At 74.6% G+C, this 21,143-nt stretch carries 17 protein-coding genes and 1 pseudogene; 7 read left to right on the forward strand and 11 right to left on the reverse strand.

Features of this window, described 5'->3' with window-relative positions:
- Window positions 1-35: 35 nt before the first annotated feature.
- The 3 genes from ychF to ACFVXN_RS09705 are packed head-to-tail and all read right to left on the reverse strand — an operon-like array spanning window position 36 to window position 3,455.
- A complete protein-coding gene (gene ychF / locus ACFVXN_RS09695; RefSeq protein ID WP_389230997.1) occupies window positions 36-1,121 on the reverse strand; it encodes a redox-regulated ATPase YchF in 1,086 nt (361 codons plus the stop codon).
- Between the two features lie 28 nt (window positions 1,122-1,149).
- Window positions 1,150-2,712 (reverse strand): hypothetical protein, encoded by a 1,563-nt coding sequence (locus ACFVXN_RS09700; protein ID WP_389231000.1) that lies wholly within the window; start codon window positions 2,710-2,712, stop codon window positions 1,150-1,152.
- Complete coding sequence (locus ACFVXN_RS09705; RefSeq protein ID WP_389231003.1) at window positions 2,688-3,455, reverse strand: ABC transporter ATP-binding protein; 768 nt, start codon at window positions 3,453-3,455, stop codon at window positions 2,688-2,690. Before ACFVXN_RS09705 ends, ACFVXN_RS09700 begins: the two co-directional genes overlap by 25 nt.
- A gap of 51 nt (window positions 3,456-3,506) precedes the next feature.
- Between ACFVXN_RS09705 and ACFVXN_RS09710 the strand changes: the two genes are divergently transcribed.
- Entirely contained in the window at window positions 3,507-4,871 is a 1,365-nt protein-coding gene (locus tag ACFVXN_RS09710; RefSeq protein ID WP_389231006.1) for a DNA recombination protein RmuC, read from the forward strand.
- A gap of 42 nt (window positions 4,872-4,913) precedes the next feature.
- Here ACFVXN_RS09710 and ACFVXN_RS09715 read toward each other — a convergent pair whose 3' ends face one another.
- On the reverse strand, window positions 4,914-5,954 hold the full coding sequence (locus tag ACFVXN_RS09715; RefSeq protein ID WP_389231009.1) for a 4-hydroxy-3-methylbut-2-enyl diphosphate reductase: 1,041 nt from the start codon (window positions 5,952-5,954) through the stop codon (window positions 4,914-4,916).
- 287 nt (window positions 5,955-6,241) lie between these two features.
- Between ACFVXN_RS09715 and xseA the strand changes: the two genes are divergently transcribed.
- From xseA to ACFVXN_RS09730, 3 genes are all read left to right on the forward strand, one after another.
- Window positions 6,242-7,537, forward strand: coding sequence for an exodeoxyribonuclease VII large subunit (gene xseA, locus ACFVXN_RS09720; RefSeq protein WP_389231012.1), 1,296 nt, complete (start codon window positions 6,242-6,244; stop codon window positions 7,535-7,537).
- A 71-nt stretch (window positions 7,538-7,608) separates the two neighbouring features.
- Window positions 7,609-7,863, forward strand: coding sequence for an exodeoxyribonuclease VII small subunit (locus ACFVXN_RS09725; RefSeq protein ID WP_389231015.1), 255 nt, complete (start codon window positions 7,609-7,611; stop codon window positions 7,861-7,863).
- 89 nt (window positions 7,864-7,952) lie between these two features.
- Complete coding sequence (locus ACFVXN_RS09730) at window positions 7,953-8,888, forward strand: carbohydrate kinase (RefSeq protein WP_389231018.1); 936 nt, start codon at window positions 7,953-7,955, stop codon at window positions 8,886-8,888.
- 116 nt (window positions 8,889-9,004) lie between these two features.
- On the opposite strand, the gene ACFVXN_RS09735 is transcribed toward ACFVXN_RS09730, so the two are convergent.
- The 4 genes from ACFVXN_RS09735 to ACFVXN_RS09750 are packed head-to-tail and all read right to left on the reverse strand — an operon-like array spanning window position 9,005 to window position 13,419.
- Window positions 9,005-10,285 (reverse strand): ABC transporter ATP-binding protein, encoded by a 1,281-nt coding sequence (locus tag ACFVXN_RS09735; RefSeq protein WP_389231021.1) that lies wholly within the window; start codon window positions 10,283-10,285, stop codon window positions 9,005-9,007.
- A 36-nt stretch (window positions 10,286-10,321) separates the two neighbouring features.
- Entirely contained in the window at window positions 10,322-11,170 is an 849-nt protein-coding gene (locus ACFVXN_RS09740) for a carbohydrate ABC transporter permease (protein WP_389231024.1), read from the reverse strand.
- Window positions 11,171-12,130, reverse strand: coding sequence for a carbohydrate ABC transporter permease (locus ACFVXN_RS09745; RefSeq protein WP_389231026.1), 960 nt, complete (start codon window positions 12,128-12,130; stop codon window positions 11,171-11,173).
- Window positions 12,127-13,419 (reverse strand): extracellular solute-binding protein, encoded by a 1,293-nt coding sequence (locus tag ACFVXN_RS09750; protein WP_389231029.1) that lies wholly within the window; start codon window positions 13,417-13,419, stop codon window positions 12,127-12,129. Before ACFVXN_RS09750 ends, ACFVXN_RS09745 begins: the two co-directional genes overlap by 4 nt.
- Before the next feature lie 137 nt (window positions 13,420-13,556).
- Here ACFVXN_RS09750 and ACFVXN_RS09755 point away from each other — a divergent pair, with 137 nt between their 5' ends.
- Window positions 13,557-14,222, forward strand: coding sequence for a carbonic anhydrase (locus ACFVXN_RS09755; RefSeq protein WP_389231032.1), 666 nt, complete (start codon window positions 13,557-13,559; stop codon window positions 14,220-14,222).
- Between the two features lie 28 nt (window positions 14,223-14,250).
- A complete protein-coding gene (locus ACFVXN_RS09760) occupies window positions 14,251-15,663 on the forward strand; it encodes a class II fumarate hydratase (RefSeq protein WP_389231035.1) in 1,413 nt (470 codons plus the stop codon).
- A 139-nt stretch (window positions 15,664-15,802) separates the two neighbouring features.
- Here the strand turns inward: ACFVXN_RS09760 and ACFVXN_RS09765 are convergent, their stop codons facing one another.
- Together ACFVXN_RS09765 and ACFVXN_RS09770 are read right to left on the reverse strand one after the other, a co-directional pair.
- Complete coding sequence (locus ACFVXN_RS09765; protein ID WP_389231038.1) at window positions 15,803-17,908, reverse strand: methyl-accepting chemotaxis protein; 2,106 nt, start codon at window positions 17,906-17,908, stop codon at window positions 15,803-15,805.
- Window positions 17,909-18,041: 133 nt separating this feature from the next.
- Complete coding sequence (locus tag ACFVXN_RS09770; RefSeq protein WP_389231041.1) at window positions 18,042-18,527, reverse strand: MarR family winged helix-turn-helix transcriptional regulator; 486 nt, start codon at window positions 18,525-18,527, stop codon at window positions 18,042-18,044.
- A gap of 367 nt (window positions 18,528-18,894) precedes the next feature.
- Between ACFVXN_RS09770 and ACFVXN_RS09775 the strand changes: the two are divergent.
- Window positions 18,895-19,656: pseudogene (locus ACFVXN_RS09775) on the forward strand (FUSC family protein); the annotation flags it as partial.
- 60 nt (window positions 19,657-19,716) lie between these two features.
- On the opposite strand, the gene ACFVXN_RS09780 reads toward ACFVXN_RS09775, so the two are convergent.
- Window positions 19,717-21,063 (reverse strand): PhoH family protein, encoded by a 1,347-nt coding sequence (locus ACFVXN_RS09780; protein WP_389231043.1) that lies wholly within the window; start codon window positions 21,061-21,063, stop codon window positions 19,717-19,719.
- Window positions 21,064-21,143 lie beyond the last annotated feature (80 nt).

Consider the following 21,143-nt stretch of genomic DNA (forward strand, 5'->3'; position numbering starts at 1 on the left):
CGGGGCGGGTGCGGGCGTCCGGCTTCGGACGGGCGTCAGACGTTGAAGCGGAACTCCACCACGTCGCCGTCGACCATCACGTAGTCCTTGCCCTCGATGCGGGCCTTGCCCGCCGAGCGCGCCGCGGCGACCGAGCCGGCCTCGACGAGGTCGTCGAAGCTGATGACCTCCGCCTTGATGAAGCCCTTCTGGAAGTCCGTGTGGATGACGCCCGCGGCCTGCGGCGCCGTCCAGCCCTGGTGGATCGTCCAGGCGCGGGACTCCTTCGGGCCGGCCGTGAGGTACGTCTGCAGGCCGAGCGTGTGGAAGCCGACGCGCGCCAGCTGGTCGAGGCCCGCCTCGTCCTGGCCGTTGTCCGCGAGCATCTCCTTGGCCTCGTCGGGCTCCAGCTCGACCAGGTCGGACTCGAACTTCGCGTCGAGGAAGATCGCGTCGGCGGGGGCGACGAACGCACGCAGCTCGTCCTGCATCGCGGTGTCGGCGAGGCCGGCGTCGTCGGTGTTGAAGACGTAGATGAACGGCTTGGCGGTCATCAGCTGGAGCGACGCGAGGTCGGCGAGGTCGATGCCCGCGGCCTTCGCGCCCTGGAACAGGGTCTGGCCGGACTCGAGCACGGCCTGCGCGGCCTGCGCGGCGGCGAGCTCGGCGGGGTCCGACTTCTTGATCCGGACCTCCTTCTCCAGGCGCGGGACGACCTTCTCCAGCGTCTGGAGGTCCGCGAGCACGAGCTCGGTGTTGATCGTCTCGATGTCGTCCTTGGGCGACACGCGGCCGTCGACGTGCACGACGTCGGGGTCGGCGAACGCGCGGGTCACCTGGCAGATCGCCTCGGCCTCGCGGATGTTCGCGAGGAACTTGTTGCCGAGCCCCTCGCCCTCGCTGGCGCCCTTGACGATGCCGGCGATGTCGACGAACGACACCGTGGCGGGGAGGATCTTCTCGCTGCCGAAGATCTCCGCGAGCTTCTCGAGCCGCGGGTCGGGCAGCGGGACCACGCCGACGTTGGGCTCGATCGTCGCGAACGGGTAGTTCGCCGCGAGGACCTGCGCCCGCGTCAGGGCGTTGAAGAGCGTGCTCTTGCCGACGTTGGGCAGGCCGACGATGCCGATGGTGAGTGCCACGGGCGACCATCCTACGGGTCGGGTCCGGTCAGGCGAACGAGCGCATGGTCGCCAGCAGCTCCGGGGCCCGCCGGTCGTACACGGCGGCGCCGAGCCGCACGCCCACGACCAGCGCCGCGACCCCGACGCCCAGGCCGACCACCAGCGTCAGGACGTGCAGCACGGGGTGGCCCGTGACCACCGCCGCGACGCCGAGGCCGACCGTCGGCAGGCAGATCGCGAGCAGCACGAGCATCCCGACGCTCTGCGTCAGCATCACGGCGAACGACGTGCCCTGCGGCGTCGAGAACGGGTTGTCCCCCGGCTTCGGCACCGGGTAGACGACCCGCGCCGAGTACACGGAGGACGCGCCGACCCCGACGGCCAGGACGCCCAGCGACATGCCCAGCACGGGGACCGTCGCGTCCCACCGGCCGCTGACCCCGAGCACGAGGACGTCGGTCGCGAGCACCACGACGCCGCCGACGACCAGCCCGGCGGCGGCGCGGCCGGTCCGGTCCACGCGCCCGTCCACCGGCGCCGCCACGTGGGTCCAGAACGCGGTGTCGTCGTACGCGACGTCCGCGGACAGCGACCAGCCCATCACGAACGCGACCACGACCCCGGCGCCCAGCACGACCGCACCGCCCCGGCTCAGGAACCACAGCAGCAGCACCAGCACCGGGACGACCGCCACGGCCGCCGCGTACCGGGAGTCGCGCACCCAGTACGTCAGGCAGCGCGCGGCGACCGCGCCGGTCGGCGTCGCCGGCACCCGGTCGAAGAACCCGAGGCCGGCGCTGCGGGCGACCCGGCCGCCGCCGCCCGGGCGCACCATCGCCGCCGACAGCGCCCGGTCCCAGACGACCACGAGCACCGCGAGCGCCCCCAGCGCGATCCCGAGCCGGGCCAGCGCCGCGAGCCACGCTCCTTCCGCCACGTCCGCCGCCAGCGCCCAGGGCGCGCCGACCGGGGTCCAGCCGACGACCACGCCGACCCCCGGCAGCCCGTCGGCGACCGCGGACAGCCCGGCGGTCACGCCGAGCACGATCGGGCCCGCGAGCATCAGCGGGGCGATCGCGAGCACCGCCGCGACCTCACGGAACCGGCGGCCCCCGACCAGCGGCGCCACCAGCGTCGTCACCGCGCGCGAGCCCACGACGCACAGGGCGACGCCGAGCACGCCGCCGACGACCCCGGCGGCGACCGCGGCCGGTGCGCGCCACCACGCCAGCGCCGAGGCCAGCCCCAGCACGGTGGTCGCCGCGCCCGGCAGGCCGACCAGGCCCCCGAGCGCCAACCCGGTGAGCAGCGACCGCCGCGGCACCGGGAACAGCCGGAACCGGTCCGGGTCCAGCGTGCTGTCCACACCGAACGCGACCAGCGGCAGCAGCCACCACCCCACGACGAGCAGCGCGCCGGCCAGCACCAGCACCGTGCGGGTCAGCCCCGGGTCGTCCTGCCGGCCCAGCAGCACCAGGCCGACCACCGCGAGGAGCAGGAGGAACAGCGTGTAGAGCACCCCGAGCGCCAGCCCGACGACCTTCCACACGCTGCGCCGCAGGCCGTTGCGCAGCAGCGTCAGCTTCAGTCGGACGAGGTGCGCAACCACGCGAGCGCCCCCTCCGTGCGGCGGCCGCCGACCAGCTCCACGAACCGGTCCTCCAGCGTCGCCGACCCGCGGACGTCGTCCACGGTGCCCTGCGCGAGCACGTGGCCGTCGGCGATCACCGCGACGTGGTCGCACATCCGCTGCACGAGGTCCATCACGTGCGAGGACACGACGACCGTGCCGCCGCTCGCCACGTACGACGCGAGGATGTCGCGGATGTTCGCCGCGGACACCGGGTCGACGGCCTCGAACGGCTCGTCCAGCACCAGCACCCGGGGGGCGTGCACCAGGGCGCAGGCCAGCGCGATCTTCTTGGTCATGCCCGCCGAGTAGTCGACCACCAGGGTGTCGGCGTCGGCGGTGAGGTCGAACGTGCGCAGCAGGTCGGCGGTGCGGTCCCGCACCGTGTCGCGGTCGAGCCCGCGCAGCAGGCCCGCGTACGTGACGAGCTGGGCGCCGGTGAGCCGGTCGAACATCCGCACGCCGTCGGGCAGCACGCCGAGGTGCGCCTTCACCGCCGCGGGGTCCGACCAGAGGTCCTGCCCGCGGACGAGCACCCGCCCGAAGTCGGGGCGCAGCAGGCCGGTGGCCATCGACAGCGTCGTGGTCTTGCCCGCCCCGTTGGGACCCACCAGGCCGTAGAAGGACCCGCTCGGCACCTCGAGGTCGACGCCCGCGACGGCGATCTTCGTGCCGAAGCGCTTCCACAGTCCCTGGATGGACAAAGCGGACATTCGCTCCATCGATCCAGCATAGGCGCGGGCGTGTCGGTGGCGCCTGGCAATCTGCGGGTCATGGAACTCGGACAGGTCGTGGCTCTCGCCGGTGCGCTGCTCGTGGGCGTCGTGCTCGGCTGGCTCGGGGCGTCCGCGCGCGGGGCCGGGCGGCTGCGCGCCGCCGAGGTCGACGCCGCGCGGTGGCGGACCGCCGCGGAGCTCGGCGGGGCGCCGGACGAGGACCGGCAGGCCGACCGGTTCCGCGCGCTCGCCGCCGACGCGCTGGCCCAGAGCAGCGAGCAGTTCCTCGCGCTCGCGCACCAGAGCCTCGCGGCCCGGCACCAGGAGCAGTCCGGCGACCTCGCGCAGCGCGAGCAGGCCGTGCGGGCGCTGGTCGACCCGCTCGCCCGGACGCTCGACGCGGTGCGCACCGAGCTCCGCACCGCCGAGCAGGGCCGGCTGCAGGGCGACGCCGCGCTCGGGGAGCAGGTCCGGCAGATGCGCGAGGAGGCCGGTCGGCTCCGCGAGCAGACCTCCCAGCTGGTGACGTCGCTGCGGTCGTCGCAGGTGCGCGGCCGGTGGGGCGAGGTCCAGCTGCGCCGCGTCGTCGAGGCCGCGGGGATGATCCCGCACGTCGACTTCACCGAGCAGGCGCAGGTGCGCACCGACGACGGCGTGCAGCGCCCCGACATGGTGATCCGCCTCGCCGGGGGCAAGCGCGTGGTCGTGGACGCCAAGGTCGCGTTCCTCGGGTTCCTCGAGGCCGCGGAGGCCACCGACCCGGCCGAGCGCGAGCGCCGCCTCGCCGCGCACGCCCGGCACCTGCGCACCCACGTCGACCAGCTCGCCGCCAAGCGGTACTGGGAGCAGTTCAGCCCGGCGCCCGAGTTCGTCGTGCTGTTCGTGCCGGCGGAGGCGTTCCTGCACGCCGCGCTCGACGTGGACCCGGGCATCGTGGAGCGCGCCTTCGACCAGAACGTCGTCATCGCCACGCCGATGACGCTGCTCGCGATGCTGCGCACGGTGTCCTACGCCTGGCGGCAGGACGCGCTGGCCAGCAACGCCCAGGCGGTGCTCGACCTCGGCAAGGAGCTGCACGGCCGGATCGCGACGCTCGGCGGGCACCTCTCCAAGGTCGGCCGGGCCATCGACCAGGCCGCCACGGCCTACAACCAGTCCGTGGCCTCGCTCGAGTCGCGGGTGCTGGTGAGCGCCCGGAAGTTCGCCGACCTGCGGGTGGTCGACGGGGACCTCACGACGCCGCCCGCGGTCGAGCGGCGGCTGTCCGTGGTCACCGCGCCCGAGCTGGTGGCGTGGGAGTCGGAGCGGGTCGTCGGGCTGGACCCCGACGGGACCGGTGCGCCGGGGACCGGGCGACGGCGGGCGGACGCGCTGGGGGCGCTGGACGACGCGGTGCTCGGCGAACCGCGGACGGACGGCTGACGCGCCCGACGCCGGTCGCCCGGGTCCAAGCGCCCCGCCGGCTCAGACCGGGCGGATCGCCAGGTCCCGGCGCTGCTCGCGGCTCGGCCGCGGGTCGGCCCCGCCGGCGGCCTTGAGGTCGGCGCGCAGCTCGCGCGGCAGCGAGAACATCAGGTCCTCCGTCGCGGTCCGCACCTCCTCGACCTCGCCGAACCCGTGCGCCGCCAGCACGTCCAGGACGTCCCGCACCAGGATCTCCGGCACCGACGCGCCGGACGTCAGCCCGACGGTGCGCGCCCCGACCAGCCACGCCGGGTCGACCTCCGCGGCGGTGTCCACCCGGTACGACGCGCGGGCACCGGCCTCCAGGGCCACCTCGACCAGCCGCACGGAGTTCGACGAGTTCGCCGAGCCGACCGTGATGACCACGTCGCACTCCGGGGCGAGCTTCTTCACCGCCACCTGCCGGTTCTGGGTGGCGTAGCAGATGTCGTCGCTCGGGGGGTCCTGCAGCAGGGGGAACCGCTCGCGCAGGCGGCGCACGGTCTCCATCGTCTCGTCCACCGACAGCGTCGTCTGCGAGATCCACACGACCCGGCTCTCGTCGCGGACGACGACGTCCGCGACCGCCTCCGGGGACGCGACGACCTGCACGTGGTCCGGCGCCTCGCCCTGCGTGCCCTCGACCTCCTCGTGCCCGGGGTGCCCGATCAGCAGGATGTCGCGGTCGTCGGCCGCGAACCGCACGGCCTCCTTGTGCACCTTCGTCACCAGCGGGCAGGTCGCGTCGATCGTCCGCAGCTGCCGCCGCTCCGCCGCCGCGCGCACCGCCGGGGACACCCCGTGCGCCGAGAACACCACCCGGGCGCCCTCGGGCACCTCGTCGGTCTCCTCGACGAACACCGCGCCGCGGGCCGCCAGCGTGTCCACGACGTGCCGGTTGTGCACGATCTCCTTGCGGACGTACACCGGGGCGCCGTAGTGCTCGAGCGCCTGCTCGACGGCGACGACCGCCCGGTCCACGCCCGCGCAGTACCCGCGCGGGGCGGCCAGCAGCACGCGCCCGCCGGGGCGCGCGGGGCCGACGTCCGAGGGGGCGGTCACCCCGCGAGTCTAGACGCGGCCCCGCCCCACCGCCCCGCCGGGTGGATCCATCCCGCGGGGCTCGCCGACGCGTGTCGCACGCGTGGGTCCACCCCGCGCGGCAGGTGGGACACGAGCCACCGGGTGGATCCACCCCGCGGGGCTCGCCGACGCGTGTCGCACGCGTGGATCCACCCCGCGCAGCAGGTGGGACACGAGCCACCGGGTGGATCCACCCCGCGGGGCAGGCCGACGCGCGTCGCCCCCGTCGACTCCACGTTGTCGCCGGTGCGTGGGAGGGTGTGCGGGTGCCGCAGTCCACCCCCACCACCCCGCCCGCGGAGCTGCCCGCCCGCGCCGCCGACACCACCGCCGAACGCCCCTGGCCGGTGCGGCTGCTGTCCGCGAAGATCGCCGACTACGTCGCCAAGATGTCGCCGCTGTGGGTGGAGGGGCAGGTCGTCCAGCTGAACCGCCGCCCCGGCGCGGGCATCGCGTTCCTCACGCTGCGGGACACCGACACCGACATGTCGCTCCCCGTCTCGCTGCCCGCCCACGTGCTCGCGGCCGCGCAGACGCCGCTGGCCGAGGGCGCGCACGTCGTCGTGCACGCGCGACCGACGTTCTGGACCAAGCGCGGCACCCTGCAGCTCAACGCCGACGAGGTGCGCGCCGTCGGGGTGGGCGAGCTGCTCGCCCGGATCGAGCACCTCAAGCGGGTGCTGGCCGCGGAGGGGCTGTTCGACGCCGAGCGCCGGGTGCCGCTGCCGTTCCTGCCCCAGGTCGTCGGGCTGGTGTGCGGCCGCGAGTCCAAGGCGGAGCACGACGTGGTGGTCAACGCCCGCGCCCGGTGGCCGCAGGTGGAGTTCGTGATCCGCGAGGTCGCCGTGCAGGGCGCCGGCGCCGTGCCGCAGGTGACCCGGGCCGTCGCGGAGCTCGACGACGACCCGCGCGTCGAGGTGATCGTCGTGGCCCGCGGCGGCGGCTCCGTGGAGGACCTCCTGCCGTTCAGCAACGAGGCCCTGGTCCGCGCCGCCGCCGCGTGCCGCACGCCGCTGGTGTCCGCGATCGGGCACGAGACCGACACCCCGCTGCTCGACCTCGTGGCCGACTACCGGGCGTCGACCCCCACCGACGCCGCCAAGCGGATCGTCCCGGACGTCGGTGAGGAGCGCGCCCGCGTCACCCAGGCGCGCGCCCGGATCCGCGCCGCCGTCGAGCACCGCGTCACCCGGGAGGCCGCCAGCCTGGAGCAGGTGCGCAGCCGCCCGGTGCTGGCCCGGCCGCACACGATGGTCGAGACCCGCGAGGCGGACGTCGTCCGACTGCGGGACCACGCCCGCCGGAGCCTCGACCACGCGCTGACCGGGGCGGTGTCGTCGACGCGCGCCCTCGCCGCGCAGGTCCGGGCCCTGTCCCCCGCCGCGACGCTCGAGCGCGGGTACGCGGTCGTGCAGACCGCCGACGGGTCGGTCGTCCGGGAGGCCACGGCGGTCGCCGCCAAGGACACGGTGCGCGTCCGGGTCGCCCGCGGGGAGCTGATGGCCACCGTGCTCGCGGTCGCCCCGCCGAAGCGCACCACACCGACGCCGCCCGCCGGCTGACCCGCCCACCTGCCCGACGACCCGCGCGAGCGGGGGCGCACCGGGTGGGTGGTCGTTGGTTAGATGGGTCCGTGAGCGCCACCACCCCCGCACCCGACTCCCCCTCCGTCGCCGTCGCCGAGCTGTCCTACGAGCAGGCGCGCGACGAGCTCGTCGCCGTCGTGTCCCGGTTGGAGGCCGGCGGCGCGACCCTCGAGGAGTCGCTGGCGCTGTGGGAGCGCGGCGAGGCCCTCGCGACCCGCTGCCAGGAGTGGCTGGACGGCGCGCGCGCGAAGCTCGACGCCGCCCGCGGGTCCGACGCCCCCGGTGGCACCGACCCGTCCTGACACCCGTGCCCGGCACACCGCCGGGCACGTGCGGCGGTGTGCCGCAGCCGATCCCGACCCGGCACCGTCGCCGGACCTGAAGGAGCCCCATGACCGAGAAGACCGCCGCACGCGCCCTCGTCGTCGGGGAGGCCCTGGTGGACGTGGTGCTGCGGCCCGGCGCCGATCCCGCGGAGCACCCCGGCGGCAGCCCGGCGAACGTCGCGATCGGCCTCGGCCGGCTCGGCCGCCGGGTGGACCTGCTGACCTGGCTCGGCCCCGACGCCCACGGCGACCTCGTGCGCGCGCACCTCGCGGACTCCGGCGTGCACGTCCTCGACGGCGACCGCGCACCGGACCGCACCTCCGTGGCCCGCGCCCACCTGGACGCCGACGGCGCCGCGACCTACGAGTTCGACCTCGCGTGGGACCTGCCCGCGCGCTGGGACGAGGACGAGGACGCCCCTGCGGTCGTGCACACCGGGTCGATCGCGACGGTGATCGCCCCCGGCGGCGAGGCGGTCGCGCGGCTGCTGGCCGACCGCCGCGCGACGTCGGCGCTGACCTACGACCCGAACCTGCGCCCCGCGCTGATGGGCAGCCCGGTGGACACCCTGCCGGTCGTCGAGCACCTGGTGGGCCTGGTGGACGTCGTCAAGGTGTCCGACGAGGACCTCGCGTGGCTGCACCCGGGCGTCGCCCCCGTCGAGATCGCCCGCGACTGGCTGTCCCGCGGGCCGGCGCTGGTCGTGGTGACGCTCGGCGGCGAGGGTGCCGTCGCGGTGACCGCCGCGGGCGACGAGCTCACGGTCACGGCCCCGCGGGTCGAGGTCGCGGACACCGTGGGCGCCGGCGACTCGTTCATGGCCGGCCTGATCGACGGCCTGTGGTCCGCGGCGCTCCTGGGTGCCGACGCCCGGACCCGGATCGCCGCCGCGGACCGCGGCACGATCGAGCAGATCCTCACCCGCTGCGTCCGCATCGCGGCCATCACGGTCTCCCGCCCGGGCGCCAACCCTCCGACCGCCGCGGACCTCGAGCGCTGAGTTGCCAAGCGAGGTCGAGGGTTTCGCTCCGGATCGGACGCTGAAACCCTCGACCTCGCGTGAAACCCTCGACCTCGACGGGCGACCCGAGCCGGGCGCGCGCGGGCGCAGGCGGGTCAGGAGGCCTGGCGGGACTCGCGCTCGCCCTGGCGGGCGGGGGCGCGCTGGGCGCGGGCCAGGGCCGCGCGCCGGTCCTCCTCCGTCTCGCCGTCGATCCGGCGGGCCGCCTCCTCGTCGTGCGTGAGGTTCTCGCCCGACTCGGGGTCGAACACCAGCAGCCGCGCCGGGTCGAACCACAGGTGCGCGTCGCTGCCGTCGCGGACGCGGCTCTCCGAGCCCAGCGCGACGATCATCTGGGTGCGCATCCCCTCGCCGTCGAGGTCCCGGTCGAGCTCCTCGAGCTTCGCGGCGACGTCGGGGTGGGTGTCGAACGGGATGTAGGCGTACAGCTCGGAGCCGAGCCACTCGACGACGTCCACCTCGGCGTCGAACGTCAGACCGCCGTCCCGCTTGGCGTCGTCGAGCGTCCGGGCGTCCTCGACGTGCTCCGGCCGCAGCCCCACGATGACGAGCTCCCGGTCACCGATCCGGGACCGCAGCTCGTCGGTCAGCGGCACCTCGGCGAACGGCAGCCGCAGCACGTCGCCCCGGACCTCGCCGGGCATGAAGTTCATCGGCGGGGAGCCGATGAACCCGGCGACGAACAGGTTGACCGGCTGCTCGTAGAGGGCGCGAGGGCTGGCGACCTGCTGCAGCTCGCCCTTGCGGAGCACCGCGACCCGGTCGCCGAGGGTCATCGCCTCGGTCTGGTCGTGCGTGACGTAGACGGTCGTGGTGCCGAGCCGCCGCTGCATCCGGGCGATCTCGGTGCGCATCTGGCCGCGGAGCTTGGCGTCGAGGTTCGACAGCGGCTCGTCGAACAGGAACGCCTGCGCGTCGCGGACGATCGCCCGGCCCATCGCGACGCGCTGCCGCTGCCCGCCGGACAGGTTCGCCGGCTTGCGGTCGAGGTGCTCGCGCAGCTCGAGGGTGTCGGCGGCGAACTCGACGTTGTCCTTGATCTGCTCCTCGGTGTACTTGCCCTTCTGCAGCCGCAGCGGGAACGCGATGTTCTCGAACACGGTCAGGTGCGGGTAGAGCGCGTAGTTCTGGAACACCATCGCGAGGTGCCGGTCGCGCGGGGCGCGGTCGTTGACCACCTCGTCGCCGATCTTCAGCTCGCCGGAGGTGATGTCCTCCAGGCCGACGATCATCCGCAGCAGCGTGGACTTCCCGCAGCCGGACGGGCCGACGAGGATGACGAACTCGCCGTCCTTGATGTCGAGGCTGACGCCGTTCACGGCCGGGAAGCCGTCGCCGTACTTCTTGACGATGTCCGTCAGGGTGATGGATGCCATGAGATTGCCTCCTGAGGGGTCCGGGCGTCGCGGGCGTCAGCCCTTGACCGCGCCCTGGGTCAGCCCGGACACGATCTGGCGCTGGAACAGCAGCACCAGGACGACGACGGGGATGGTGACGACGACGGCGGCGGCGGAGATCGCGCCGGTGGGGTCCTCGAACTGGGACGCGCCGGAGAAGAACGCCAGCGCCGCGGGCACCGGCCGCGCGGCCTCGGTCGAGGTGAGCGAGATGCCGTACACGAAGTCGTTCCAGGCGATGAAGAACGCGATCAGCGCGGTGGTGAACACGCCGGGCGCCGCGAGCGGCACGATCGCCTTCCGGAACGCCTGCCAGGTGGTCGCGCCGTCCACCTGCGCGGCCTGCTCCAGCTCCCACGGGATCTGCCGGAAGAACGCGGTGAGCGTCCAGATCGAGATCGGCAGCGTGAGCGACAGGTACGGGATGATCAGGCCGGGCCAGGTGTCGTAGAGGCCGATCGAGCGCCACAGGTTGAACAGCGGCGTGACGATGGAGATCACCGGGAAGATCGACACCCCGAGCGCCGTGGTGAGGATGAGCTTGCGGCCCGGGAACTCCAGGCGGGCGATCGCGTAGGCGGCGAGCGTCGCCAGGACCGACGAGATCGCGGTGGCGATCAGCGAGATGCCGATGGAGTTGCGCAGCGACGACAGGAACAGGTCCTGCGCGGAGCCGCCCGGGCCGAGGATCTGCTCGTAGTTGCTCCACGTCCAGGTGGTCGGGAGGAACTTCCCGGTGTTGAGGTCGCTGGGCAGCTTGAACGACGTCGCGATGATCGACAGCACCGGGAACAGCGCGTACACGAGGACGGCGACGGTGATGGCGGCCCACGCCACCTTCTGCTTGCCGGACAGGGCACCCATTTACTTCTCCCCCCGTGCACCGGCGAGGTCCACCTTGAAGATCTTGATCGCGATGAAGCAGATGACGAGCACGCAGACGAACAGCAGCACGGAGATGGCGGACCCGAGCCCGATCTCCAGGCGCCCGATCGACGTCCGGTAGGCGAGCAGCGAGAGCACGGTGGTGCCGTTCGCGCCGTTCGTCATGATGAAGACGTTGTCGAACACGCGGAACGCGTCGAGCGCCCGGAACAGGACGGCGACCATGATCGCGGCCTTCATGTTCGGCAGCACGACGCGCTTCATCCGCTGCCACCAGGTGGCGCCGTCGACCTGCGCCGCCTCCTCGAGGTCGCTCGGGACCTGCGCGAGGCCGGCCAGCAGCAGCAGGGAGATGAACGGCGTGGTCTTCCAGACCTCGGACGCGATGATGACGAACAGGCTGGTGCCGGTGCCGGCGAACCAGTTGAGGTCCTCGCTGACGCCCGGCACCCAGTCGAACCACTGGTTGACGTACCCGGAGCTGATGTCGAACGCGTAGAACCACGCGAACGCCGAGACGACGGTGATGATCCCGTACGGCACGAGGATCGCCGTGCGCAGCAGGCCGCGCAGCCGCAGCACCGCCCGGTGCATGACCAGGGCGAGCGCGAAGCCGAGGACGACCTCGACGGCCACGGTGATCACCATGATGAGCGTGGTGACGCCCAGCGACTGCCAGAACACCTGGTCGCCGAGGATGACGCCGTAGTTGCCGAGCCCGACGAACGCCCGGTCGTCCGGCGCGGTGAGCCGGTTCCGGAACAGGGACTCGTAGACGGCCTGGAGGATCGGGTAGGCGGTGACGGCGAGCATCACCACGAACGCGGGACCGGCGAGCAGCCAGCCCAGCCGCGCCTCGGCGCGGGCCCGGTCGCTCTTGCGCGGCTTCGACGCCGACCGTGCGGTGGCGCGGTGCGCTGCCTCGACCTCAGTGCTCACAGCAGACGCTCCCCTCGCAGGACGGCGGTGATGAAGTCGGTCGACTCCTGCGGGGTCGTGTCCGGGTCCACGGAGACCGGCGGGTGCCAGGTCTCCTGCAGGCCCTGGGAGACCTCGTTGTAGTACGGGGTCTGCGGCCGCGGCGCGGCCTGCTGGAGGGACTGCCGGATGACGTCCGCCATCGGGAACGTCTCCTGCACCTCCGGGTCGTCGTAGGCGACGGTGCTGGCCGGCGGGTTGCCGTCCGACACGAAGTACGCGGCCTGGTTCTCGGGCGCCACGATGCACTGCGCGGCCTCGTAGGCCTCGTCGACGTGCTCGCTGAACGCCCCGACGCCGAGGTTGATCCCGCCGTACGGCGGCGCGGCCTCCTCGCCCTCCACGACCTGCGGGTAGACGGCCCAGCCGACGTCGTCGAGGAACGACTGGTCGAGCGTGCCGTCCTCGACCGCGCCCTGCATCGCCGGCCAGACGAACGGCCAGTTGACCATGAACGACCCCGTGTCCCCCTGGAACTGGGCCAGGGCAGCGTTCTCGTCCTGCGTCGGCAGACCCGGACCCGCGAGCCCGTCGGTGCCGATCTCGGCGATGATCCGCGCCGCCTCCCGGCCCGCGTCGCTGTCGAGACCGAGCTCGACGTCCTCCGCCGACGCCTCCGGGGTCTCGACGATCTGGCCGCCCGCCGACTCGATCAGCGCGTTGAGCCACACCGTGTACGCCTCGGCCTTGATGCCCTGCACGCCCAGCCGCAGGTCCTGGTCGCGCGCGGCGTCCATCACCTGGTCCCAGGTCACCGGCGTCGCCGCCGGGTCCAGGCCCGCGGTCTCGGCGACCGACTTCTTGTACCAGAGCAGCTGGGTGTTGGCCCAGAACGGGACCGTCACCAGCTCGTCCCCCCACGACGCACCCTGCAGGGCACCCTCCGCGACGTCCTGGCTCACGACCTCGGCGACGTCGTCCGGGACCGGCGCGAGGAACCCCGCGTTCGCGAGCTCGGGGATGAACGGCGGGTCCAGGCTCATGAGGTCGATCGAGGAGTCGGCCGCGGCGAGCCGCCGCGCCAGCTGCTCGCGCTGGGAGCTCGCCTCGCGGGGCAGCACCGAGACCTCGATCCGGTAAGCGCCGTCGGCGGCCTCCGTGCACTGCTCCGCCAGCGTGGCCTGACCCCCGGCGTCCGGGTTCGTGTACCAGGTCAGCACCGGGGTGTCGTCGGCGGGCGCGCACGCCGCCAGCCCCGCTCCCAGCGCCAGCACCGCCGTCCCGGCGATCGCCCTCGACCGTCTACGCACCGTCACTGCTCTCCCGCCCTCGTGAAACACGTCGTCCCTGACCACAAGGGGTACCCCGGGTTCGCGGGGCCCGCCACCGGGGGCGCGATCCGGACGGCGCGTGCCGGACCCGCGCCGGACGGTGCACCATGGGGCGCATGGCTACCCCCAGCACCCCCGCCGAGGCCTGGTCCGCGCTGCGCGAGGGGAACGACCGCTTCGTGCGCGGCGAGATGGCGCACCCCTCGCAGGGCTTCGAGCGACGCGCCGAGGTCCAGTCGGCGCAGCACCCGTTCGCGGTGGTGTTCGGCTGCTCGGACTCCCGGGTCGCGGCGGAGATCATCTTCGACCAGGGCCTCGGCGACGTGTTCGTGGTCCGCACCGCCGGGCACGTGCTCGACACCACCGTCATCGGGTCGATCGAGTACGGCGTGGAGGTCCTGGGCGCCTCGCTCGTGGTCGTGCTCGGCCACGACTCCTGCGGTGCGGTGGCCGCCGCGACGGCCGCGCTGACCACGGGCGAGCTGCCCCGCGGGTTCGTCCGCGCCGTCGTCGACCGCGTGATCCCCAGCATCGTGTCGCTCGCGCACGGCCCCGACGCGCAGGGCCGCCCCCGGGACCTGTCGACCGTCGACCCGGTCGAGCTCGGCCACGAGCACGTCCGGCACACCGTCGACATGCTGCGGTCCTACTCGGTGACGCTCGCCGAGGCGATCGACGAGGGCCGGTGCGCCGTCGTGGGCGTCGAGTACACGCTCGCGGACGGTCAGGCGCGGCTGACCTCGGCCGTCGGCGACGTCGACGAGCAGCCCCTGCCTGCCTGACGGCCGCGTCGATGGCAGGATGCCGCGCATGAGCCTGCACGCCGACGACGCCGTCCAGTACCGCACCGAGCACGACACGATGGGCGAGGTGCGGGTCCCCGCCGCCGCCCTGTACCGCGCGCAGACCCAGCGCGCGGTGGAGAACTTCCCGATCAGCGGGACCACCCTGGAGCGCGGGCACCTCGCCGCGCTCGCCCGGGTCAAGAAGGCCGCGGCCCGCGCGAACGCCGAGCTCGGCATCCTCGACCCCGCCGTCGCGGGTGCCATCGCCGACGCGGCCGACGAGGTCGCCGAGGGCCGGCACGACGCGCACTTCCCCGTGGACGTCTACCAGACCGGGTCCGGCACGTCCTCGAACATGAACATGAACGAGGTGCTGGCCACGCTCGCCACCCGCGCGCTGGGCAGCGACGTGCACCCGAACGACCACGTGAACGCCTCGCAGTCCTCCAACGACGTGTTCCCGACGTCGGTGCACGTCGCCGCGACCGACGGGGCGGTCAACGACCTGCTCCCGGCCCTCGACCACCTCGCCACCGCCTTCGAGCGGCTCGCGACGCGGCACGCCGGGGACGTCAAGGCCGGCCGCACGCACCTGATGGACGCCACCCCGGTGACGTTCGGCCAGGAGTTCGGCGGGTACGCCGCCGCCGTGCGCCGCGGCGTCGAGCGGGTGCAGGCCGCGCTCCCCCGGGTCGCGGAGGTCCCGCTCGGCGGCACCGCCGTCGGCACCGGCATCAACACCCCGGCGGGCTTCCCGCAGCGGGTCATCGAGCTGCTCGCGCAGGACACCGGTCTGCCGCTGACCGAGGCCCGCGACCACTTCGAGGCCCAGGGCGCCCGGGACGGGCTGGTCGAGCTGTCCGGTGCGCTGAAGACGATCGCGGTCAGCCTGACCAAGATCTGCAACGACCTGCGCTGGATGGGCTCCGGCCCGAACACCGGCCTGGGCGAGATCCGGATCCCCGACCTGCAGCCCGGGTCGTCGATCATGCCCGGCAAGGTCAACCCGGTGATCCCGGAGGCGGTGCTCATGGTCGCCGCGCGGGTCGTCGGCAACGACGCGACCGTCGCGTGGGCCGGGGCCAGCGGCTCGTTCGAGCTGAACGTGCAGATCCCGGTGATGGGCCAGGCGGTCCTGGAGTCGACGCGGCTGCTGGCCGCCGCGTGCCGGGTGCTCGCCGACCGCACGGTGGACGGCATCGAGGTCGTCGTCGAGCGGGGCGCCGCGTACGCCGGGTCCTCGCCGTCGATCGTGACGCCGCTGAACCGCGTGATCGGCTACGAGGCGGCGGCGACGATCGCCAAGCACGCCGTCAAGGAGGGCATCACGGTCCGCGAGGCGGTGGTGGCGCTCGGTTACGTCGAGCGCGGCGAGGTCACCGAGGCCCAGCTCGACGAGGCCCTGGACCTGCTGAGCATGACCCGCCCGGCGGGCTGACCCCGCCGCCGCCGACGCCGAGACAGGGCCGTCGCGCCGAGACAGGGCCTCCTGGCGTCCTGTCTCGGCGCGGAGGCCCTGTCTCGGCGTTCGGGCGGGGCGGGGCGGGTCAGCGCGGGTCAGCGCGGGTCAGCGCGGGTCAGCGCGCCAGGGTGAACTCGTCGGCGCCGCGGGCGAGCTCGGCGGCGACGTCGGCGAGCGTGACGACCGCCTGCCGCACCTCCGCCGCGCCGTCGAACGCCTGGCCGGCGGCCTGCGCCACGTCCGCGGCGCTACCGGCGATGTCGGTGGTGCTCTCGGCGGCGACGACCAGGTTCCGCTCGATCTCCGACGTGGTCGCGCTCTGCTCCTCGACGACCGCGGACACGGCGCCCTGGAGCTCGTCCACGGTGGTGACCGCCTGCGAGATCCGGCCCACCGACGCCTGCACGTCGGCGGCGTCCCGGGTGACGGCCTCCAGCACGGGGGCGATCGTCCCGATGGCGTTGGACGTCTGCTGCGCCAGGTCCTTGACCTCGCCGGCGACGACCGCGAACCCGGCGCCGGACGCGCCCGCCCGGGCGGCCTCGATGCTGGCGTTCAGCGCGAGCAGGTGGGTCTGGCTGGCGATCGTGGTGACGGTGTCGAGGACCGCGGCGATCTGCGAGGTCGACGCGGCCAGCCGGTCGGCGGCGGAGGCGGCCTCCGCGGTGATGCCGACCGCCTGCGCGGCCTCGCCCGACGCGGACGTGACGTCCTGCGCGACGGACTCGATGGACGCGCGCATCTCGGTCATCGCGGCGGTGACGGTCTGCACCTCGGTGCTCACCACCGACGCCGAGCCGGCGGCGCCCTGCGCGCGGGACACCGTGCGCCCGGCGGCCTCCTCCAGCGTGCCGGACGAGCCGTCGAGGCGCCCGGCGGTGCTCCGCACGGCGTCCGCGCCCCGCTGCATCCGGGTCAGGGCGGCGCGCATCGCGTCGATGGCCTCGCCGAGCGCGGTGCCCATGACCCCGATCTCGTCGGCGCCCTCGCCGCGCACCTCGACGGACAGGTCCCGGTCGGCGACCCGGCGGATCGCGGTGGTGAGCCGGCCGATGCGCCCGACCACCCGCCCGGAGATCCACACGACGAGCGCCACGGCGAGCAGCGCGACCACGAGGCCCACCACCAGCTGCGTGACGACCAGCGTGCGGGCACCGGACTCGAGCTCGCCGGAGACGGCACGCAGGTCGGCGTCGAAGCCCCAGGCGCCCACGGTCCAGCCCCAGGCGGCGTACCGCGCGAGCTGCACGGTCGCGGTGCCGGCGTCCCCGAGGTCGACGCGCTCGGCGACGGTCTCGCCCTCGCCGAGCTCGGCGGCGGCCTCGACCAGGCGCGCGGCGTACGGCTCGCCGTCGGCGTCGACGTCGCCCGCGGCGTCCCCGGCCTGGCCGCCCGGCGGCGGGACGATCCACTGCCCGGACGCGTCGGCGACGGTCAGGTAGCCCTGGGTGCCGACGGTGACCTCGGCCAGCGCGGCGCGCAGCGGCGCGTCGACGTCGGTCTGTGGCACGCCGACGAACAGCGCGCCGACCACCTCCTCGCCGACGACGAGCGGCGCGTACGCGGTGACGAACGGCTGGCCGACGACCAGCGCCGTGCCGTAGTAGGCGTCGCCGGCGAGCAGCGACGCGACCACGGCGTTCGGGACGCCGCCGGCGCCGGTCGCGCCGATCGCGGTGCCGATGGCCCGCTTGCCCTCGGCGTTGGTGACGCTGGTGGCGACGCGGAGCATGTCGCCCTCGTCGTTCACGCGCTGGAAGACCGTGACCGAGGCGCCGAGCAGCGTGCTGATGTCGTCGACGACGGGCACCGGGGCGGCCGGGTCGGTGGTGCGGCCGAGCCAGGTGCCGCCGACGAGCAGCTGCGGCAGCGTGACGTCCTCGGTCGCGCCGCTGGTCTGGTCGGTGACGGTCCACGGCTCGGGCGCGCCGAACGAGACCGCTCCCGCCTGGGCGAACGTCTGCTGGGCGACGCGCAGGTCCGAGGCCATCCGGTCGGTGACCGTGGCGACCTGGGTGGTGACGAGGGTGACGGCCTGGCTGGTGGTCTGCACCATCGAGTCGGTGGTGAGGCGGTCGACGTCGTCGCCGGCGCTGCGCGCCAGGTCGGACACCTGCCAGCCGCCGACGACGGTGAGCAGGGCGGCGGTCACGGCGACGGCGCCGGCGCCGGTGGCGACGAGCTGGGCGCGCAGGGATGTGCGCAGCGAGGGCAGGGGCACAGGGGTCTCCTGGTCCGAGGGCGAGCGCGACGCCGGCCCCCCTCCGACGCCGACGTTGACCTCCGCCCTATCGGGGGACTTTGGTCCCTTGTGAGGGTCGTCGGTCCGGAACGCCCGGGTTTCACCCGTCCGGTCAGGCGCCGCCCTCGACCCGGACCAGCACCCGGGACAGCAGCTGCGCCAGCCGCTCGGCGTCGTCGGCGTCCAGCCCCTCGAGCACCCGGGCCTCCCGCGCGAGGTGCTCGGGCATCAGCCGGTCGACCGCCGCACGCCCCTGCTCGGTGAGCTCGAGCAGCACGCCCCGGCGGTCGCGGTGCGGGATGCCGCGCGCGACCAGGCCCGCCCGGACCAGCGCGTCGGCGCGCTTGGTGATGGCGGCGCCCGACGCGGCGGTGAGGGTCGAGACCTCGCTCGCCCGCAGGGCCCGCCCCGCGCGGCGCAGCGCGGTCAGGACGTCGAACTCCCCGCGGGTCAGGCCCTCGTCCGCGAGCGCCGCCTCGGACTGCGCGGCGAGCAGCGCGGCGATCCGGGTGATCCGCCCGGCGACCGCGATGGGCGCGACGTCGAGCCCGGGGACCTGCTCGTGCCACTGCGCCCGCAGGCGATCGACGCTGTCCACGGCGGTCACTCTATCGACGCGCTGGTGTTTCACCGGTAAAACACACGCGAACGGACTCGCGTACACTCGACCGGTGCACCGCCTGACCCTCCTCGCCGCCCTCGTCCACCCCCGCCAGGTCCGCGACGCCGTCCGCCCGCCGCGCGGAGCCGGGCCGTCGACCCGCCGGCTGGTCGACGGGGCGGTGCGCTGCGGGCTCAGCGTGACGGTGGCGCTCGCGCTCGTCGCCGCGACCGGGCGGCTCGACCTGGCCGGGTACGCCGCCCTCGGCGCGCTGGCGTCCCTGTACGGCCGCGCGGACCCGGCGCCGTGGCGCGCCCGGGTCGGGGCCCTCGCCGGCGCCGGGCTGGTCGCCGCGGTCGTCGTGATGTCCGCGCTCCAGGCGGCCGGGGCGCCGACCGTCGTCGTCCTGACCACGCTCACCCTGCTCGCGGCCGGAGCGTCCGCCGGCACCGTCGCCCTGCGCACCGGACCGCCCGGGGCGACGATCCTGGTGTTCGCCGCCGGCGCCGGCAGCGCACCGGTCGCCGGCGGGACGTCCGAGGTGCTGCTCCGGGGGGCGGCCGCCGTCGCCGGCGCGCTCATCGCCTGGTTGGTCGCGAACGCCGGTTCGACGCTGCGCCGCGTGCGCCAGGGCACGGCGCGCGCCCACGGCCCCGCCCACGTCGACCGCGCACCCGCGGTGCGGGACGTGCTGCGCGCCGGGTCCGCCGGCGGCGCCCCGCTGGCCGCCGCGCTCCGGGTCGGCGTCGCCGGTGCCGTGGCCGGGGCCGTCGCGACCGTCGCCGGCTGGGGCCACCCCGCGTGGGCGGTGATGGGCGCCGCCGCCGTCCTCCAGGGGGCGCACGTCCGGCACATGGGCGTGCGGGCGCTGCAGCGCGCGGCGGGCACGGCCGTCGGGGCCGCGATCGCCCTGCCGCTGCTCGGCGCCGACCTCCCGTTCCTGGCCGTCGCCGCGCTGGTCGTCGTGCTCCAGACCGTGACCGAGCTGGTCGTGGCGCGGCACTACGGCGCCGCCATGCTCACGATCACCCCGATGGCCCTGCTGATGACCTCGATCGGCGGCGCTCCCGACCCGACCGCGCTGGCCGTCGACCGCGCGCTCGACACCGTGCTCGGTGCGGTCGTGGCGCTCGTCGTGGCGGTGGCGGCGGCCCGTCCGGAGCCCGCCGCCACCGCACCGGCGACGTCAGAGCTCGATGCCCTCCAGCATCTCCGTGACGAGGGCCGCGACGGGCGACCGCTCGGAGCGGGTCAGCGTGACGTGGGCGAACAGCGGGTGGCCCTTGAGCGCCTCGATGACCGCGGCGACGCCGTCGTGCCTCCCGACGCGCAGGTTGTCGCGCTGGGCGACGTCGTGCGTCAGCACCACGCGTGAGCTCTGCCCGATCCGCGACAGCACCGTCAGCAGGACGTTGCGCTCGAGCGACTGCGCCTCGTCGACGATCACGAACGCGTCGTGCAGCGACCGCCCGCGGATGTGCGTGAGCGGCAGCACCTCGAGCAGCTCGCGGTCCATGATCTCCTCGACCACCTCGCGGCTGACCACCGCGCCGAGGGTGTCGAACACGGCCTGCGCCCAGGGGTTCATCTTCTCGGACTCGCTGCCCGGCAGGTAGCCGAGCTCCTGCCCGCCGACCGCGTACAGCGGTCGGAACACCATCACCTTGCGGTGCTGCCGACGCTCCAGCACCGCCTCCAGGCCCGCGCACAGCGCGAGCGCCGACTTGCCGGTGCCCGCCCGGCCGCCGAGCGACACGATGCCGACCGACTCGTCCAGCAGCAGGTCGATCGCGACCCGCTGCTCCGCGCTGCGGCCGTGCAGCCCGAAGACGTCCTGGTCGCCGCGCACGAGCTGGACGTGCTTGTCCGCCGTCACGCGGCCGAGCGCCGAGCCCCGCGGGCTGTGCAGCACCAGCCCGGTGTGGCACGGCAGCGTCGGGACGTCCGCGATGTCCGCGAGCGGCAGCGACTCGTGCTCCCAGAGCTGCGCCATCTGCTGCTCGGGCAGGTCGAGGGCATCCATCCCGGTCCAGCCGGAGTCCACCGCGAGCTCGTGCCGGTACTCCTCGGCCCGCAGCCCGATCGCCGACGCCTTGATCCGCATCGGCAGGTCCTTGGACACCACCGTGACGTCGGCGCCCTCGGCCGCGAGGTTCGCCGCGCACGCGAGGATCCGGGTGTCGTTGTCGCCCAGCCGGAAACCGGCCGGCAGCACCGACGGGTCCGTGTGGTTGAGCTCGACCCGCAGCGTGCCGCCCTGGTCGCCGATCGGCAGCGGCGCGTCGAGCCCGCCGTGCGCGATCCGCAGGTCGTCCAGCATCCGCAGCGCGGTCCGGGCGAAGTAGCCGAGCTCGGCGTGGTGCCGCTTGGCCTCCAGCTCGGTGATGACCACGACCGGCAGGACCACGTCGTGCTCCGCGAACCGCGTGATCGCCCGCGGGTCGGACAGCAGGACCGAGGTGTCCAGGACGTGCGTCCGGCGGCCCTCCGGCTGGTCGGTCGAGGCGGTGGCGGTTCCCAGCTTGCTGACCACGGCGGGCTCCCTCCCGGGGGACGGCGGTCGCCGTCCGCTGCTCGGGACGCTACGCCCGGGGTACGACCCGCAGACCGGCG

The sequence above is a fragment of the Cellulomonas sp. NPDC058312 genome (genome assembly GCF_042880135.1).
In the GTDB taxonomy this organism is placed as follows: domain Bacteria; phylum Actinomycetota; class Actinomycetes; order Actinomycetales; family Cellulomonadaceae; genus Cellulomonas.